This window comes from Streptomyces sp. NPDC052225, from assembly GCF_040679615.1.
Lineage (GTDB): Bacteria > Actinomycetota > Actinomycetes > Streptomycetales > Streptomycetaceae > Streptomyces.
Genome location: NZ_JBFAVD010000012.1, coordinates 46964 through 62514, shown reverse-complemented (window position 1 = coordinate 62514; position 15551 = coordinate 46964). Strand labels below are relative to the sequence as shown.

Annotated in this window: 13 protein-coding genes and 1 riboswitch; of the genes, 6 read left to right on the top strand and 7 right to left on the bottom strand. The window is 72.5% G+C overall.

The annotated features are described in order from the left end of the window. Positions 1–2 precede the first annotated feature (2 nt). The 6 genes from AB0L37_RS19210 to AB0L37_RS19185 all read right to left on the bottom strand — a co-directional run bounded on the left by AB0L37_RS19210 (position 3) and on the right by AB0L37_RS19185 (position 6308). Positions 3–683 (bottom strand): SCO2322 family protein, encoded by a 681-nt coding sequence (locus AB0L37_RS19210; RefSeq protein WP_365506384.1) that lies wholly within the window; start codon positions 681–683, stop codon positions 3–5. Continuing rightward, positions 680–1921 (bottom strand): prenyltransferase/squalene oxidase repeat-containing protein, encoded by a 1242-nt coding sequence (locus AB0L37_RS19205; protein ID WP_365506381.1) that lies wholly within the window; start codon positions 1919–1921, stop codon positions 680–682. The genes AB0L37_RS19210 and AB0L37_RS19205 overlap by 4 nt, the downstream gene beginning before the upstream one ends. 93 nt (positions 1922–2014) lie before the next feature. Continuing rightward, a riboswitch (cobalamin riboswitch) is annotated at positions 2015–2128 on the bottom strand. Between the two features lie 326 nt (positions 2129–2454). Continuing rightward, entirely contained in the window at positions 2455–3624 is a 1170-nt protein-coding gene (locus AB0L37_RS19200; protein WP_365506378.1) for an SPFH domain-containing protein, read from the bottom strand. Between the two features lie 13 nt (positions 3625–3637). Further along, entirely contained in the window at positions 3638–3883 is a 246-nt protein-coding gene (locus AB0L37_RS19195; RefSeq protein ID WP_365506375.1) for a hypothetical protein, read from the bottom strand. A gap of 109 nt (positions 3884–3992) precedes the next feature. Then, positions 3993–5048 carry an MBL fold metallo-hydrolase gene (locus AB0L37_RS19190; RefSeq protein WP_365506372.1) on the bottom strand — a complete coding sequence of 352 codons (1056 nt, stop codon included), beginning with the start codon at positions 5046–5048 and terminating at the stop codon, positions 3993–3995. Between the two features lie 156 nt (positions 5049–5204). After that, positions 5205–6308, bottom strand: coding sequence for a hypothetical protein (locus AB0L37_RS19185; RefSeq protein ID WP_365506369.1), 1104 nt, complete (start codon positions 6306–6308; stop codon positions 5205–5207). A gap of 265 nt (positions 6309–6573) precedes the next feature. Between AB0L37_RS19185 and AB0L37_RS19180 the strand changes: the two genes are divergently transcribed. From AB0L37_RS19180 to AB0L37_RS19155, 6 genes are all read left to right on the top strand, one after another. After that, on the top strand, positions 6574–8031 hold the full coding sequence (locus AB0L37_RS19180; RefSeq protein ID WP_365506366.1) for an aldehyde dehydrogenase: 1458 nt from the start codon (positions 6574–6576) through the stop codon (positions 8029–8031). 5 nt (positions 8032–8036) lie between these two features. After that, entirely contained in the window at positions 8037–8270 is a 234-nt protein-coding gene (locus AB0L37_RS19175) for a ferredoxin (protein WP_365506363.1), read from the top strand. 177 nt (positions 8271–8447) lie between these two features. Next, positions 8448–11066, top strand: coding sequence for a class III lanthionine synthetase LanKC (lanKC, locus tag AB0L37_RS19170; protein WP_365506360.1), 2619 nt, complete (start codon positions 8448–8450; stop codon positions 11064–11066). A gap of 69 nt (positions 11067–11135) precedes the next feature. Further along, positions 11136–11267, top strand: coding sequence for a SapB/AmfS family lanthipeptide (locus tag AB0L37_RS19165; protein ID WP_365506358.1), 132 nt, complete (start codon positions 11136–11138; stop codon positions 11265–11267). 116 nt (positions 11268–11383) lie between these two features. Then, positions 11384–13093 (top strand): ABC transporter ATP-binding protein, encoded by a 1710-nt coding sequence (locus tag AB0L37_RS19160; RefSeq protein WP_365506354.1) that lies wholly within the window; start codon positions 11384–11386, stop codon positions 13091–13093. Continuing rightward, positions 13090–14814, top strand: coding sequence for an ABC transporter ATP-binding protein (locus tag AB0L37_RS19155; protein WP_365506351.1), 1725 nt, complete (start codon positions 13090–13092; stop codon positions 14812–14814). Before AB0L37_RS19160 ends, AB0L37_RS19155 begins: the two co-directional genes overlap by 4 nt. Positions 14815–14836: 22 nt before the next feature. Here the strand turns inward: AB0L37_RS19155 and AB0L37_RS19150 are convergent, their stop codons facing one another. Further along, positions 14837–15421, bottom strand: coding sequence for a response regulator transcription factor (locus AB0L37_RS19150; protein ID WP_365506349.1), 585 nt, complete (start codon positions 15419–15421; stop codon positions 14837–14839). Positions 15422–15551: the final 130 nt, after the last annotated feature.

The following is a 15551-nucleotide window of genomic DNA, read 5'->3' as shown; positions in this document are numbered from 1 at the left end:
GGTCAGTGGCGACGGCGCTTGGCCTGCCAGATCGCGCCGACGCCGAGCGCGGCGACGATCACGACCCCGGCGATGACACCCACGGACGGGCCGCCGGCGCCGCCCGCGTGCGAGGCCGGCTTCGTCGCCGCGGGCGACGCCTTGTCCGTGCCGCTGCCCGACACCTGCTCGCCGCAGCCCTTCTCCGGGTAACCGGCGATGGCGCACAGCAGCGCGTTGCTGTCGTAGCGCAGCGGCTTGGCGACGGAGGCGAGCGCGTCGGCCGTCGTCGCGTCCTCGTTCACCCGGGCACACGCGGTGCGCGGCTCCGGCGGCGTCTCGCCGCCCGGCGCGTCCGCGACCGTGCCGAAGTCGACGACGAGCGCGATCCGCTTGTCGCCGTCCTTCGCGGGCGTCTTCGCACAGATCGTGTCGAAGCCGGCGGCGCCGCGCGGCTGCGTGGCGTCCTTCGAGTCCTCGCTCACCGCGAACCGGAACCCCTGCACGTCACCGTCCGACGGCTTCGCCTGCGAAGGGCCCGTCGTCGCGTACGTCCATGAACCGCCGTCCCGCTCCCAGAACGACCAGTACCGGTACCCGGCGGCCTGCGCCGGGCCGACGGCCACGCCGAGCAGGACCGCGAGCGCGCCGAGGACGGCGAGCACGGGGCCCAGGGAGCGGACGCGGCGCACGGCTGCGGTCACGGCTGCTGCTTCTTGCGGCCGCTGAGCATGATGCCGACGCCGACGGCGGCGACGAACATCACGCCGACGATCCACCACGTGCCGAGCCCGCTGCCGCTGTCGTCGTCCTTCTTCTTGTCGCTGTCCGAGGACGCGTTCGAGGACTTGGTGGAGGCGGGCTCAGGGCCCGTCTTGTTCAGGGCGCTCACCAGGTCGGTGCCGCCGAAGTCACGCGGGTCGTTGCCGGTCGCGTGCGCCGCGAAGATCAACTGCGCGTACGCGGCCGGGCCCGACTGCTTCGCCCAGGCGCCGGCGTTCTTCTCCAGCCAGGCGTACGGGTCCTTCGTGTACTTGATGCCCTCGGCCGCGGCGACGGCGGTGACCGCGTCGGCGGTGTTGCCGTAGTCGGGCTGGTCCTTCGCGCCGGCCAGCTGCGACGTCAGGTACAGGTGCGTGGAGAGCTGGTTCTGGAGGTAGACCGCGCCGTTGTGGGCGATGCCGTCGTACTGCTTCGCGTCGGCCCCGCCCTCGCAGGTGTACGAGTCCGGGGCGTCGCCCTTCTCCGCGGCGAAACCGGAGCTGAGCGCGCCGAGGACACCGGCGGCGGTGGCGTCGGCGTTCGCCGCGAGCTCGCCCTTCTTGTCGGGCTGGTAGGCGAGGGCGCCGCCGTCCTTGCCCTTCGAGCAGGGCAGGGCGAGGGTGCCGAGGGCGTCGACGCCGTTCTTGCCGGATCCCGACCTCACCTCGGAGGGCTCGTCGCCGGAGACGGAGAGGGCGCCGAGCACGACGCCGGTGGAGTTGGCGTCGCTGGCACCGCCCGGGTTGTAGCCCCAGCCTCCGTCGTCGTTCTGGTTCTTCTTCAACCAGGTGGCGCCCTTGGCGACCTCGGCGTCGTGGCCGCCGACCGCGGCCAGGGCCTGCACGGCGGCCGCGGTGCTGTTGCTGTCGACGGCCGTCTTCGCGTCGCACGCCTTCGACGGATCGGCACGGAACGCGGCGAAACCGCCGTCCGCGCACTGCTGCCCGGCCAGCCAGTCCACGGCCTTCTTCGCGGGCGTCACCCCGACGGTGTCCTGCGCCACGAACGCGAGGGACTGCCGCCAGACGCCGTCGTACGTGGGGTCGGTGCTGCCGTACAGGCCGCTGGGCACGGCGATCTTCGGGGAGGGGGAGGGACTGTCCGCGACGGCGGCCGGGGCCATGGCGGCGCCGATCGCGACGGTCGCGGCGACGAGCGCGGCGCTACGGCGAATGTTCATGGTGGGGCGGGTGCCTCTCCCTGCGGGGAGCCGGGCGGCACGGCACGTTCTCTGTTACCGGGCGGCGCCAGCTCCGTATGCCTCGACGGTTCTGGGCCGATCATGACGCGGGTCAGGCATTCCGGCTCTACGGTTGCGGGTCAGCGCCGGATTTCCGCCGGCTTCCCCTCACGCGCGCATTATGACGACCGGGCCCACTCTACCGGCCCGCTTCTCCCGGGGTCCCGGGGGAGTGATGCGCCCCGCCAGGGGCGCGGGACTGTATCGATATGCGGCTCCGCCGCGCGGGGAACTGCGCGCTCAGCCACGACGACGCTGCACCCGCGATCCGAAGGCACCCGGCAACGGCGCTGAGGCCCGGGGCTCTGCCCCGGACCCAGCTGCTCAATCGCCGCAGGGGCTTGATGTGCCAGGGGCGCGGGACTGTATCGATGTGCGGCTCCGCCGCGTGGGCGCGCCCTGAAGGGGCGCGGGGAACTGCGCGCTCAGCCACGACGGCGCTGCACCCGGCAATGAAGCCGGCCCCGCTGGGATCAGCGGATGTCGACCGGACCGTCATCGGCACCCCCGGCCCGCGGCCCCCCGAGATACCGCTGAACCTCCCCGCCCGGCGCAGCCGACCCGTCGCCGCCCAGGTTCTTGCGGACCGAGTCGAGGATCGTCAGGCCCTGGCCGACCAGGCCGGCCGCGATCTCGCCGAGCCCGTCCGCCCCGTTCAGCACGTTCACGTTGGCCCCGGCCAGCCCCGCCGACGCCTCCTTCACGATCTGCGGCAGCTGGTCGATGAGCATCCGGTCGAGCGCGACCCGGTCGAAGGACGCCGCGGCCTCCGCCTGGATCTTCATCCGCTCCGCCTCGGCCAGGGCAAGGACCCGGATCCGCTCCGCGTCGGCCTGCGCCGGCTTCACGATCTCGGCGATGAGCTGCTTCTCCCGCAACTCGGCCTGTTTCATGGCGAGTTCGGTCTGCGCGGCAAGCACCTCCTGCTGCGCGTTGGCGAGCGCCAGCGGCCCCGCCTGCTCGGCCTGCGCCTTGGCCCGGTCGACCTCGGCGCTGTACTCGGCCTGCACGATCGCGGTCTGGCGCGCGTACTCGGCCTGCTTGCGGGCCGCCGCCTGCTCCGCCTCCGCGGAGGCCTGCGTGGCCTGCGCCTGGGCGATCTGCGCCTGCCGCTGGATGGCGGCCTTGTGCGGCCGCGACATGGCCTCGATGTATCCGGTGTTGCCGTCGTCGATGGACTGGATCTGCAACGAGTCGACGTGCAGCCCGATCTTCGCCATCTCGGCCTTCGACGTGTCGAGGACCTCGGTGGCGAGCTTCTGCCGCTCGGTGACGATCTCCTCGACGGTCATCGAGCCGATGATGGAGCGCAGGTGACCGGCGAAGATCCGTCCGGTGAGGACGGACATCTGGTCCTGGTCGGAGAGGAACCGCTGCCCGGCGTTGATGATCGACTCCGGGTCGTTGCCGACCTTGAAGGCGATGACGGCGCGCACGGTCAGCGCGATGCCCTGCCGGGTGACGCACTTCTCGACGACCTCCGCCTCGCTCATCGCGAGCGACAGGAAGCGGGTCTTGCGGAACACGGGCAGGACGAACTTCCCGTGTCCGGTGACGACACGGAACGGCGCTCCCCCAAGTCCCCGCCTGCCGCCCGAGATCAGCATCGCCTCGTCGGGTGCGGGAACGCGATATCCGAACATCCTTGACGTCTCCTTAGCGGGCGCCGCCTTCGTCGCCGGAGAGCAGGGGATCGGTCCAGGGCATGACGACGACCTGCCGGGTCCCGCGGGACTCGATCACGAGCACGGTCGTCCCGCGCGCCAGGGGTTCGTCGGAGTACGCGAGAAACGTCTCGGTACCGCCCCTGACCTGCACCAGAACCTCCCCCGGACCCCCGGCCCCACGCGTGCCGAGGATCAGCTTCCCCGTACAGCCGACCACAGCCTCGTCCGGCGTCATCGGCGGCTGCCCCCTTGTCGTTCCAGCTCATGAGAGCCCTGAGGAGCCAGACCATACGCCTGCGCCCCTGCCCGTTCTATCCAGCGGCGGCAAAGATCCTCCGACCGCGTCAGGGCACCGCGACGTACGTCACCGGATCGCTCCCCGGCACCCCCTCCGCCCGTCCCAGCTTCACCAGCCGGCGCAGGTGGGACTCGGCCTCGGAGACCGCGATGTTGCGTGAGCCGTACGGGATGTCGGCCCAGGGGCGGTTCCACTCCATGCGCTCGGCGAGCTGCCAGGGCGTGAGGGGAGCGGAGAGGAGGCCGAGCAGGCCGGTGAGGCGTTCCTCGTGGTGGTCCAGCAACTCCCGTACACGGCCCGGGGCGTCGGTGAAGGTGTGCTGGTGGGCGGGGAGCACCTCGGCGGGGGCGAGGCGGCCGACGCTCTCCAGGGAGGCGAGGTAGTCGCCGAGGGGATCGGTGACCGTGAACCCTTCGATGGACGGATCCTCGTACAGGCCGATGTGCGGGGTGATGCCGGGCAGGACGTGGTCGCCGCTGAACAGGCGTCCGTTGCCCGGGAGCCGGGAGGGGTGTTCTTCCTCCAGGTGCAGGCAGACGTGGCCGGGGGTGTGGCCCGGGGTCCAGATCGCGCGCAGCCTGCGGCCCGGCAGGTCGAGGAGGTCGCCGGGGGTGATGGCGCGGTCGGGCACCGCGGCGTCGAAGCCGGGCAGACGGCGCTGGCGGCCCCCGTCGCGGGCGGCGATGAGCGGGGCCAGATGGTCGGCGGGGGCGCCGGCCGCCGCCAGTTTCGCCGTCATGTACGCGTACCAGCGCGCCGGAGGGTTCTCGCGGGTGCGGCGCACCACCGCCGCGTCCGCCTCGTGCATCGCGATCCAGGCGCCCGAGGCCTCCCGCACCTTTCCCGACAGGCCGTGGTGGTCCGGGTGGTGATGGGTGATCAGCACGCCGGTGAGCTCGGTCACCGACGTGCCGCACGCGGTCAGGCCGGCCGTCAGCGTGTCCCAGGAGGCGGGGTCGTCCCAGCCGGTGTCGACGAGGACGGGGCCCGCGTCGGTGTCCAGGACGTAGACGAGGGTGTGGCCCAGCGGGTTGTCGGGGATCGGGACGCGGATGCTGTGCACGCCCCCGCCGTGGTCGGTCACCTGCGTCGCCTCGGTCATGGTGCCGCCTCTCCGCCGATCAGCCTGGGTCACATGTCGCCGCGCCGAACTCCCGTCACTGTAATGGAACTTGTAGAACTTGTTTCAATAGTCGCCCGGGTCGACCTTCTCGGCCGGCCCGGGCGACGTCGTGCGTGCGCGTGCGAGGGAGGGGCGTCAGCTGTAGCTGTTCGCCTTGTCGATGACGTTCGAGGCGAGGACGTCGTGCTGCGACGAGAACAGGTCGTCGTTCAGCCGCTCACCCGTGCTCGCGTCGGCCTCGAAGTGACTGTTGGCGCCGACGATCTGCGGGTTGCCGCTGAGCGCGCCGGTGAACATCGGGCCGCCGCTGGCTCCGTGGCCCATGTCGCAGTCCATCTTCAGCCGGTCGTCGAGCGGCCACCAGTCCACCGCGTCCTCGGTGTCGCCGTGGCAGAACATCATCCGCTCGCCGGTCATGTCGGTGCGGTGGTACCCGTCGCCCGGGTAGCCGTACGTGGTCACGTCCGCGTGGTCGGTCTCCGTGCCGAAGACATAGCCGAGCCCGCCGACGTCGTCCTGAAGATTCCCGTACGTGGCATCGGACTTGAGGACGATCGCGGCCAGGTCCGCGGTCTTGCTGTCGCCGTCGTTCGTCCAGGACTCCGGCGCGATCAGCTTGTCCGCGTACCAGCGGCCCCACGGCTCCTGGCCGTCCTTGTAGCCGGGGACGAACTCGACGTTCGACGCCCATCCCGCGTCACCGCTGCCGTCGCCCTTGTGCACGCAGTGGCCCGCGGTCCACAGCGTCCGCTTGTTGTCGGAGACGATCACCGACGCGGTGCAGGTGTGCGGCTTGCCGTCCGGGGTGTCGAAGAACAGCCGGCCGACGATCACGTTCGGGAAGGAGGTCGAGTACGGGACCTCCTGCGCGACGGATATCTCGTCGGCCGCAGCCGTCGGTGAAATCCCCTCCGTCGTACGGGACTTGCTCGTGGGGCGGGCCGCGTCCGCCGAGGCCAGGACGCGCTTGTCGGGGGCCGCGTTCTTCGCGCCGTTCGTCCCGGCGGCGGACGGCCGTGCCTTCAGCAGGGGCGTCGGGTCGGCGATCGCGGCCGCCCGGCGCTGCGGCGTCCAGTGCTCGCGGACCTGCGCGGCGCTCTCCTCGACGGAGTGCACGGCGACCCCCGCGGTCGCCGTGTCGTTCCGCGGGGCGGCGGTGGCGGTGGTGCCGGCCGAGCCCAGGAGGCCGGCGACTAACACGGTGGTGCAGGCGGCGCGGTGGAGACGGTGCTGCTTCATCTGCGTCCTCTTCCCGTCGTCGTAGCAGTAACTGGTGTGCGGGGGAGGGGAGTTGATGGTGATGTCCCTTCGGCCCCATGTGTCCCGGTCAGGCTAGTCAGGGCTCCGCCGCCTTCGTGTGATCGTCCGGTGTGGGAACGGTGCCGGAGTGCGCCCCCGCCGGGTGGCGGAGCGCACCCCTGCCGCTTCCCTTCCGCATCCGAAGTAGAACTGGTATCAGTTCTGAAACACCGTCAGAAACCGTCTCGCGGAAGCGGAAGTCGCCATGACCGAGCTCGTGGAACACGGACAGCTTTTCATCGGCGGGGAGTTGACCGATCCCCTCGGCAAGGACGTCATCGAGGTCGTCTCGCCGCACACCGGCGAGGTCTTCGGGCGGGTGCCGCACGCCGCGCCCGCCGACGTCGACCGGGCCGTCGCCGCCGCGCGCCGCGCCTTCGACGAGGGGCCCTGGCCGCGCATGTCGCTGGACGAGCGGATCGCCGTCGTCAGCCGGATCAAGGACGCCATCGCCGTACGCCACGAGGAGATCGCCAAGGTCATCTCGCAGGAGAACGGCTCCCCCTACTCCTGGTCGGTGCTCGCCCAGGCGCTCGGCGCGATGATGGTCTGGGACAGCGCCATCAACGTCGCGCGCGACTTCACGTACGAGGAGGCGCGCGACGGAGCCCTCGGCAAGCTCCTCGTGCGCCGTGAGCCGGTCGGGGTCGTCGCGGCCGTCGTCCCGTGGAACGTCCCGCAGTTCGTGGCCGCCGCCAAACTCGCCCCCGCCCTGCTCGCCGGCTGCACGGTCGTCCTCAAGCCGTCACCCGAATCGCCCCTGGACGCCTACCTGTTGGGCGAGATCGCGCAGGAGGCCGGGCTGCCGGAGGGCGTGCTCTCCATCCTGCCCGCCGACCGCGAGGTCAGCGAGTACCTGGTCGGACATCCCGGCGTCGACAAGATCTCCTTCACCGGGTCCGTCGCGGCCGGCAAGCGCGTCATGGAGGTCGCGGCCCGCAACCTCACCCGCGTCACCCTGGAACTGGGCGGCAAGTCGGCGGCCGTCGTCCTGCCCGACGCGGACATCGAGTCGACCGTCGCCGGGGTCGTCCCCGCCGCCTGGATGAACAACGGCCAGGCCTGCGTCGCCCAGACCCGCATCCTCCTGCCGCGCTCCCGCTACGACGAGTTCGCCGAGGCCTTCACCGCCGCCGCGTCCGCGCTCGTCGTCGGCGACCCGCTCGACCCGGCCACCCAGGTCGGCCCGCTCGTCGCCAAGCGCCAGCAGCAGCGCAACCTCGACTACATCCGCATCGGCCAGGAGGAGGGCGCCAAGATCCTCACCGGCGGCGGCGTGCCGAAGGGCTACGAGCAGGGCGCGTACGTCGAGCCGACCCTCTTCGGCGACGTGGACAACAGCATGCGCATCGCCCGCGAGGAGATCTTCGGCCCGGTCATCTGCCTGCTCCCGTACGGCGACGAGACCGAGGCCGTGAAGATCGCCAACGACTCCGACTACGGGCTCAGCGGCAGCGTGTGGACCGCCGACGTCGCGCACGGCATCGACATCGCGCGGCAGGTGCGTACGGGCACGTACAACGTGAACACCTTCAGCCTCGACATGCTCGGCCCCTTCGGCGGCTACAAGAACAGCGGTGTGGGGCGGGAGTTCGGGCCCGAGGGGTACAGCGCCTACCTGGAGCACAAGATGATCCACCTGCCGGCCGGCTGGGAGGGCTGACGCGTATGGGTGACCGGTGGCATGTGGAGGTCGACCGGAGTGTGTGCATCGGCTCGGGCATGTGCGTGAACCACGCTCCGGACGGCTTCCGGCTCGACACGGCACGGCAGTCGCACCCCGTCGACGACGACGCGGACGCCAACGAGAAGGTGCTCGCCGCCGCCGAGGGCTGCCCCGTCGAAGCCATCATGATCACGCTCATCGGCAGCGGTGAACCCGTTTTCCCGCCCGAGGAGTGACAGCAATAGAAATATGCTGGACGATTTGAAGAAGTCGTGAACTCGAACAAGGCGAACATTAGTTGACCTGTGCGTTCCGCACGGTTTTCTGGTGACAATCGTGACTGTCCCCCTCCTTGGCGGCGTGCGAATCTCTTTGCCAGCCGGTAAAGGCCGTCGGAGGAGGGGACGCACGCCATGGACAAGCGGTACGAGGTCTATGCGCTGGCCGACCCGCATTTCTACGAGACCCCCGACAGGCTCGCGGTGGGCGGGAGAGCCGGCGGGCTGCCCGAGTTCGACACCGCCCGCCGTCCCGTGCCCGAGGGGTGGCGCGCCGACAGCAACGGCGAGTGGCTGAATCTCACGCCTCTGGACGCCGACGGCGCCCCGCGTCAAGGCCCCTGGCAGGGCTGGAAGATCCACGCGTCCGCCACCAGGACCGACGCCGAGAAGACCGCGGGGATCGTGTGGGACTACTGCGTACCGCGCGGCATTCCCTTCAAATTCGTCCCGGCTCCGCATCTTCTCCACTTACGGAACACGAAGTACGCGGCCCGTGACATCAGCGGGAAATTCGCCACCCTCTATCCGGCCGACGACGGCCAATGCCGGCTGATTCTCGAGGAGTTGGGCGAGCTGCTGCGCGGCCTCGAAGGGCCGTACATTCTCACCGATCTGCGCTGGGGCGAGGGGCCGCTCTACGTCCGCTACGGCGCGTTCGCCCGCCGTATGGTCGTCAACGAACGCGGCGCCCTGGTCGGCGCCGTCGAGGACCCCGACGGCCGGCTCGTCCCCGACCACCGGGAACCCGCCTTCCACGTCCCGCCCTGGGTGACCCTGCCCGACTTCCTGAAGCCGCACCTCGACGCCCGCAACGCCACGACCGTCACCGATCTGCCCTACCGCTTCGAGAAGTCCCTGCACTTCTCCAACGGCGGCGGTGTCTACCGCGGCGTCGACACCCGCGACAGCAGCCGCGTCGTCCTCAAGGAAGGCCGCCCGCACGCCGGACTCGCCGCCGACGGCGCCGACGCCATCGCCCGCCTGGAACGCGAGAAGGCCGCCCTGGAACGCCTCTCGGGACTCGGCGTCGCCCCCGAGGTCCGCGACTGGTTCACCGTCGACGACCACCGATTCCTCGCCATGGAGTACGTGCCAGGACGCACCCTCAACGCCTTCTTCGCCGAACGCCATCCGCTGCTCACCCCGGACCCCGACCCCGAGGCCCTCGCCGCCTACGCGGACTGGGTGGTACGGATCGTCGCCGCCGTCGAGAAGGCGGTGGCCGCCGTCCACGAGCGCGGCATCGTCTTCAACGACCTGCACATGTTCAACATCATCGTCGCGCCCGACGAGCAGTCCGTGACCCTCATCGACTTCGAGGCCGCCACCCGCGTCGAGGAGAGCGGCAGCCAGCTCCTCGCCCATCCGGGGTTCTGGGCGCCCCTGGACCGCTCGGGCACCGACATCGACCGCTACGCGCTCGCCTGTCTGCGGCTCGCGATGTTCCTGCCCGTCACCACCCTGTTCGTCGTCGACCGCGGCAAGGCCGCGCATCTCGCCGAGATCATCGCCGAGCAGTTCCCCACCGTGCCACGGGAGTTCCTCGACGAGGCGGTCGCCGAGATCGTACGGGGGCGACAGGGGGCCGCACCCTCCTTCGGGAGCGGCTCCCTGCCGGCGCCGGGCGACTGGCCGCGCAGCCGCGACTCCCTCGTCGCGGGCATCCTCGCCTCGGCCACCCCCGACCGCGGCGACCGGCTCTTCCCCGGCGACGTCGTCCAGTTCAACACCGGCGGCGGCCTCGGCCTCGCCCACGGCGCCGCCGGAGTCCTCTACGCCCTCGCCGCGACCGGCGCCGAACGGTACGAGGAGGGCGAGCGCTGGCTCCTCGACCACACCGCCCCGGCACCGCCCGGCACCCCGCTCGGCCTCTACGACGGCCTCGCCGGAATCGCGTACACCCTCGACCTGCTCGGCCACCCGCAGCGCGCCCTCGACCTCGTCGGCACCCTGCTCGGCGAGAAGTGGCAGCGCCTGGCCGGGAACCTGCACGGCGGACTCGCCGGGGTCGGCCTCGTCCTCGACCACCTCGCGCACCGCACCGGCGAGAGCGCCCTCGCCGACCGCGCCGCCGAAGCCGCCGCCATCCTCGCCGACCGGATCGCCGAGGTGCGCGACGCCCGGCCCGCCAAGCGCCGCGCCGGACTCCTGCGCGGCCTGAGCGGCCCCGCCCTCTTCCTGCTGCGCCTGTACGAGCGCCACGGCGACCCGGCACACCTCCAACTGGCCCTGGACGCACTCACGTCGGACCTCGACCGGTGCGTGACGGCCCGCGACGGAGGCCTCCAGGTCGACGAGGGATGGCGCACCATGCCCTACCTCGGCGACGGCAGCGCAGGTATCGGCATGGTCCTCGACACGTACCTGCGGCTCGCCCCCGACCCCGGCCTGGAAGCGGCCCGCGCGGGCATCGTCACCGCCGCCACCTCCCGCTTCTACGTCCAGCCCGGACTGTTCGAGGGCCGCGCCGGCATGATCCTGCACCTCGCCCGCACCACGGCACCCGGCGCGACCCCGCGGCGGCTCGCCGACCAGGTCGACGCCCTGGGCTGGCTCGCGATGACCTACGAAGGCCAACTCGCCTTCCCCGGACACCAGATGATGCGCCTGTCCATGGACCTCGGCACCGGCGCCGCGGGCTGCCTGCTCGCCCTCGGCGCGGCCCTGGGCGAGGGCACCCGCGCCGGTCTGCCGTTCCTGCCGCCCCTGAGCGGCCCCGAAGCCGGCTCCGGCCACCGAGCGGAGTCGTGACACAACCGGCACTCCCGTCCCCACGGGAACCACAAGGCACAACGACAACGCACGACGAAGGGAAGAACCATGGCACTTCTCGACCTCCAGAACCTCGAAGCCGACGAGACGGACGGCGGCGGTGGCGGCGGCGAGGGCAGCAACGTCTCCCTCCTGCTCTGCGACAAGCACAGCTCCAACAGCACGATCCTGTGTCTGTGACCGACGATCGCGCCGAGGTCACCCGTTCATGACCTCATGACCTGATGACCGACGGGCGGGCCCGCCACCACGCGGGCCCGTCCGTCCCGTTCCCACCAGCGACCCGGAGAGGCCCCATGACCGCGACCGGTGACCGGCTGCTGCGCGGCGCGCTGCGCTCCAGCGCGGGCCGCTGCGCGCTCCTGTGCCTGGTCACCGCCGCCGCGGCGGGCGCGGGCCTGCTCCTGCCCTACGTCCTCGGCCGCACCCTCGACGCCCTGTTCGCCGCGCACACCGCGGGGGCCGTCGACTCCGTCGGCGGCGACGTCGGACGATGGCTCCTGACCGCCGGGGCCCTCGTCGCGGCCCTCGTGGTCCTCGACGCCGCCGAGGCGGTCCTCACCGGCACCACGAACGCCCGCACCACCGCCCGGCTGCGCCACCGCCTGCTGCGCCACGTCCTCGCGGCAGGCCCCCGGACCACCGCCCGGCTGCCCGCAGGTGACCTCGTCGCGCGGCTCGTCGGCTCCACCGCGCAGGCCGGACCCGCGCCCGCCATCGCCGCCGCCCTGTTCGCCACCCTGCTCACGCCGATCGGCGCGATCGTCGCCCTCGGCGTCACCGACCCCTGGCTCGCCGCCGCGTTCCTCGCGGGCGCGCCCGCCCTCGTCCTCCTCCTGCGCGCCTTCGCCCGCGCCTCCTCCGACTGCGTCTCCGCGTATCTGCGCGCCCAGGGCGACCTCGCCACCCGGCTCACCGAGGCCATCGGCGGCGCCCGCACCATCGCCGCCGCGCACACCGCCGACCGCGAAGCCGCCCGCATCCTGCAACCGCTGCCCGAACTCGCCCACCAGGGACGGCGGATGTGGCGCGTTCAGGGCCGGGCGAGCGCGGGCGCCGTCGCCCTGGCGCCCCTGCTCCAGCTCACGGTCGTCGCGACGGCGGGCTATCTGCTCCTGCACCACCGGATCTCCGTCGGCGAACTCCTCGCCGCGTCCCGGTACGTGGTCCTCGCCACCGGCATCGGCGTCCTCGTCGGCGACCTCTCGGCCCTGATCCGCACCCGGGCCGCGGCCCACCGCCTCGGCGACGTCCTCGACCTCCCCGCACCTTCCTACGGGGATGAGCAACTGCCCGTATCGGGCGGCGAGTTGGAGATGCGCGGCGTCACCGTCCGCCGCGACGGGCGCACCGTCCTCGACCACGTCGACCTCACCGTGCCCGCCGGAGCCACCCTCGCCGTGGTCGGCGCGTCCGGCGCCGGGAAGTCCCTGCTCGCCGCCGTCGCGGGGCGCCTCGCCGACCCGGACTCCGGCACCGTCCTCCTCGACGGCGTCCCGCTGCCCGAGCTGAGCCGCACCGCCCTGCGCCGCGCGATCGGCCACGCCTTCGAGCGCCCCGCCCTGCTCGGCACCACCCTCGCCGACACGATCGCCCTCGGCCCCACGCCGCGCCCCCGCGCCGACGTCGTCGCCGCCGCCCGCACGGCCCGTGCCGACGGCTTCGTGCGCCGCCTGCCGCACGGCTACGACACCGCCTGCGCCGAGGCCCCGCTCTCCGGCGGCGAGACCCAACGCCTGGGACTGGCACGGGCGTTCGCCCACGGCGGCCGGCTCCTGATCCTGGACGACGCGCTGTCCAGCCTCGACATGATCACCGAACGCGAGATCGCCGCCGCCCTCCTCGCACCCGGCCGCGGCGCCACCCGCCTCGTCGTCGCCCACCGCGCCACGACCGCCGCCCGCGCCGACACGGTCGCCTGGCTGGAAGCGGGCCGGGTCCGCGCGGTCGGCCCGCACGAACGGCTGTGGCGCGACCCCGAGTACCGGGCGGTGTTCGCCGGATGACCGGCGAGGCGGGGGCGCCCCCGGGAACGTACCGCCGCGGCGCCCGCTTCCTGCTGCGCCGCCGGGCCGTCCTCGTACGGCTCGCCGCCTGGTCGGTCCTGGAGGCCGGGCAGACGTTCCTCCTCGGCTACGCCCTCGCCCGCGCCCTCGACGACGGCTTCCTCGCCGGACGGCAGGGCACAGGGCTGCTGTGGCTCGGCGCCGCCGCACTCGGCGTCCTCGCGGGCGCGCTCGGAACGGCCCGCGTCTACGCGGCCGTCGCCCAACTCGTCGAACCACTACGCGACGTGCTCGTCCGCAAGGTCGTCGACCGCGGTGTGCGCGACGGCGACGGGGGAGCGGTGTCCCGGCTCACCCAGCAGGTGGAGATCGCCCGCGACACCTTCGCCGGGATCGTCATGGTGGCGCGCACCTTCGTCGTCACCGCGGCCGGCGCCCTGGTCGGCCTGTTCTCGCTCGCCCCGGCGCTGCTCCTCGTCGTCGCGCCGCCCCTGGTCCTGGGTGTCGCCCTGTTCCTGGCGACGCTGCGCCCGCTGGCCCGCAGGCAGGAGGCGTTCCTCGCCGCGGACGAGGCCGTCTCGGCGCGGCTCGGCGCGGTGTGCGGCGGACTCAGGGACATCACGGCCGCCGGAGCCGAGGAGCCGATGGCGGCGGACGCGGACCAGGTGATCGAGCGCGGCCGGCGCACGTCGAGCGCCCTCGCCCACTGGTCCGTCCTCCGTGTCCTCGCCCTGGGCGTCGGCGGGCAGCTCCCGCTGGTCCTGCTCCTGTTGACGGCTCCCTGGACCCTGCACCGCGGGGTCAGCCCCGGCGCCCTGATCGGCGCCATCGCCTACGTCACCCAGTCGCTGCTGCCCGCCCTGCGCGGCCTCGTCCACGGCCTCGGCGTCGGCGGCTCCCGCCTGGTCGTGGTGCTGCGCCGCCTCACGTACGAGGCCGCTGAACAGCCGCTTCCGGCAAGGGCGTTGGTGGCCGGATCCGAGAGTGCCCCCGCCCTGGAGATCTCCTCGCTCACCTTCGCCTACGGCACCGGCGCCGACCCGGTGGTGGACGGCCTCGACCTGACCGTCCCGCGCGGCGGCCACCTCGCCGTCGTCGGACCCAGCGGCATCGGCAAGTCGACCCTGGCCGGCCTCGCCGCCGGACTGCTCACGCCCGACGCCGGACAGGTCCGGGTGCACGGGCTCCCCGCCGATGCCCAACAGGCGGTGCGGCAACGCGTGTTGATCCCCCAGGAGGCGTACGTCTTCAGCGGCGCACTCCGCGCCAACCTCGGCTACCTGCGCCCGGACCCGGTGCCGGACGACGAGCTGTGCGCCGCCGCCGCGGCGATCGGCCTCACCCCACTGCTCGACCGGCTCGGCGGCCTCGACGCCCCCGTCGACCCGGCGGCGCTGTCCGCGGGGGAGCGGCAACTGATCGCACTGACCCGCGCCTACCTGTCGCCCGCGCCGCTGGCCCTCCTCGACGAGGCCACCTGCCACCTCGACCCGGCGGCGGAGGCCCGCGCCGAGCGGGCGTTCGCCGAGCGGCCCGGCGGCACCCTCGTCGTCGTCGCGCACCGCCTCAGCTCAGCGCTGCGGGCGCCGTGCACCCTCGTCATGGACGGCCCGCGCACCGTCTGCGGCCCCCACGAGGAGCTCCTCCACCGCTCGCCCCTCTACCGCGAACTGGCCGGCGTCTGGACGCGCCAGGGCCGGCCGCCCCGGGTGGCCTCATGACCAGCCCCTCATGAGCCCGGCCTCATAACCAGCCCTCGCCCTGCGAGATCCGGATCGCGTCGATGCGGTTGCGGGCGCCGATCTTGCGGGTGATGGCCGCCATGTAGTTGCGCACCGTCCCGTTGGACAGATGCAGCCGCCGCGCGATCTCCGCGACGGGCGCGCCCTCGGCGGCGAGCGACAGAACACTCAACTCCCGTCGCGTCAAAGGGTTCTGGGACGCCTTGAGGAAGCCGAAGCCCAGGGAGTCGTCGATGAAACGTTCTCCCCGGGCCACCTGCCGGATGCCCAGCAGAAGCCGCTCGACGGGGCCGTCCTTGTCCACGTAACCGAGCGCCTGCACCTCGAGCGCGCGGCGCAGCAGGCCGGGCCTGCTCCGGGTGGCGAGCACGAGCAGCGAGCACCTCAGCTCGCCCAGCGGGGGGATCCCGTACGACGCCTCGTAGTCGAGGTCGGCCACGCAGAGCTGCGGCCTGAGCGCGCCCACCCTCCCCGGCGCGCTGTGCCACGGTGTGTGATCCACCTCCAAGTCCGGTTCTCTGTCGAGGCGTTCGGCGAGTGCCGACCGCATCAGACAGGAGTCCTGCACAAGAAGTACCCGGGTCACGTCTGCCCCCTCAAGCCCCGCTCCGGCCGCTGGTCCCGTGCATGAAGACTTCGCATGAACAATTCAAGCGGGCGGGTTCCCCGGAGCGGATGGGCAGAACTGGCCAAGGAGGCGGCGGCCGACTTTGACG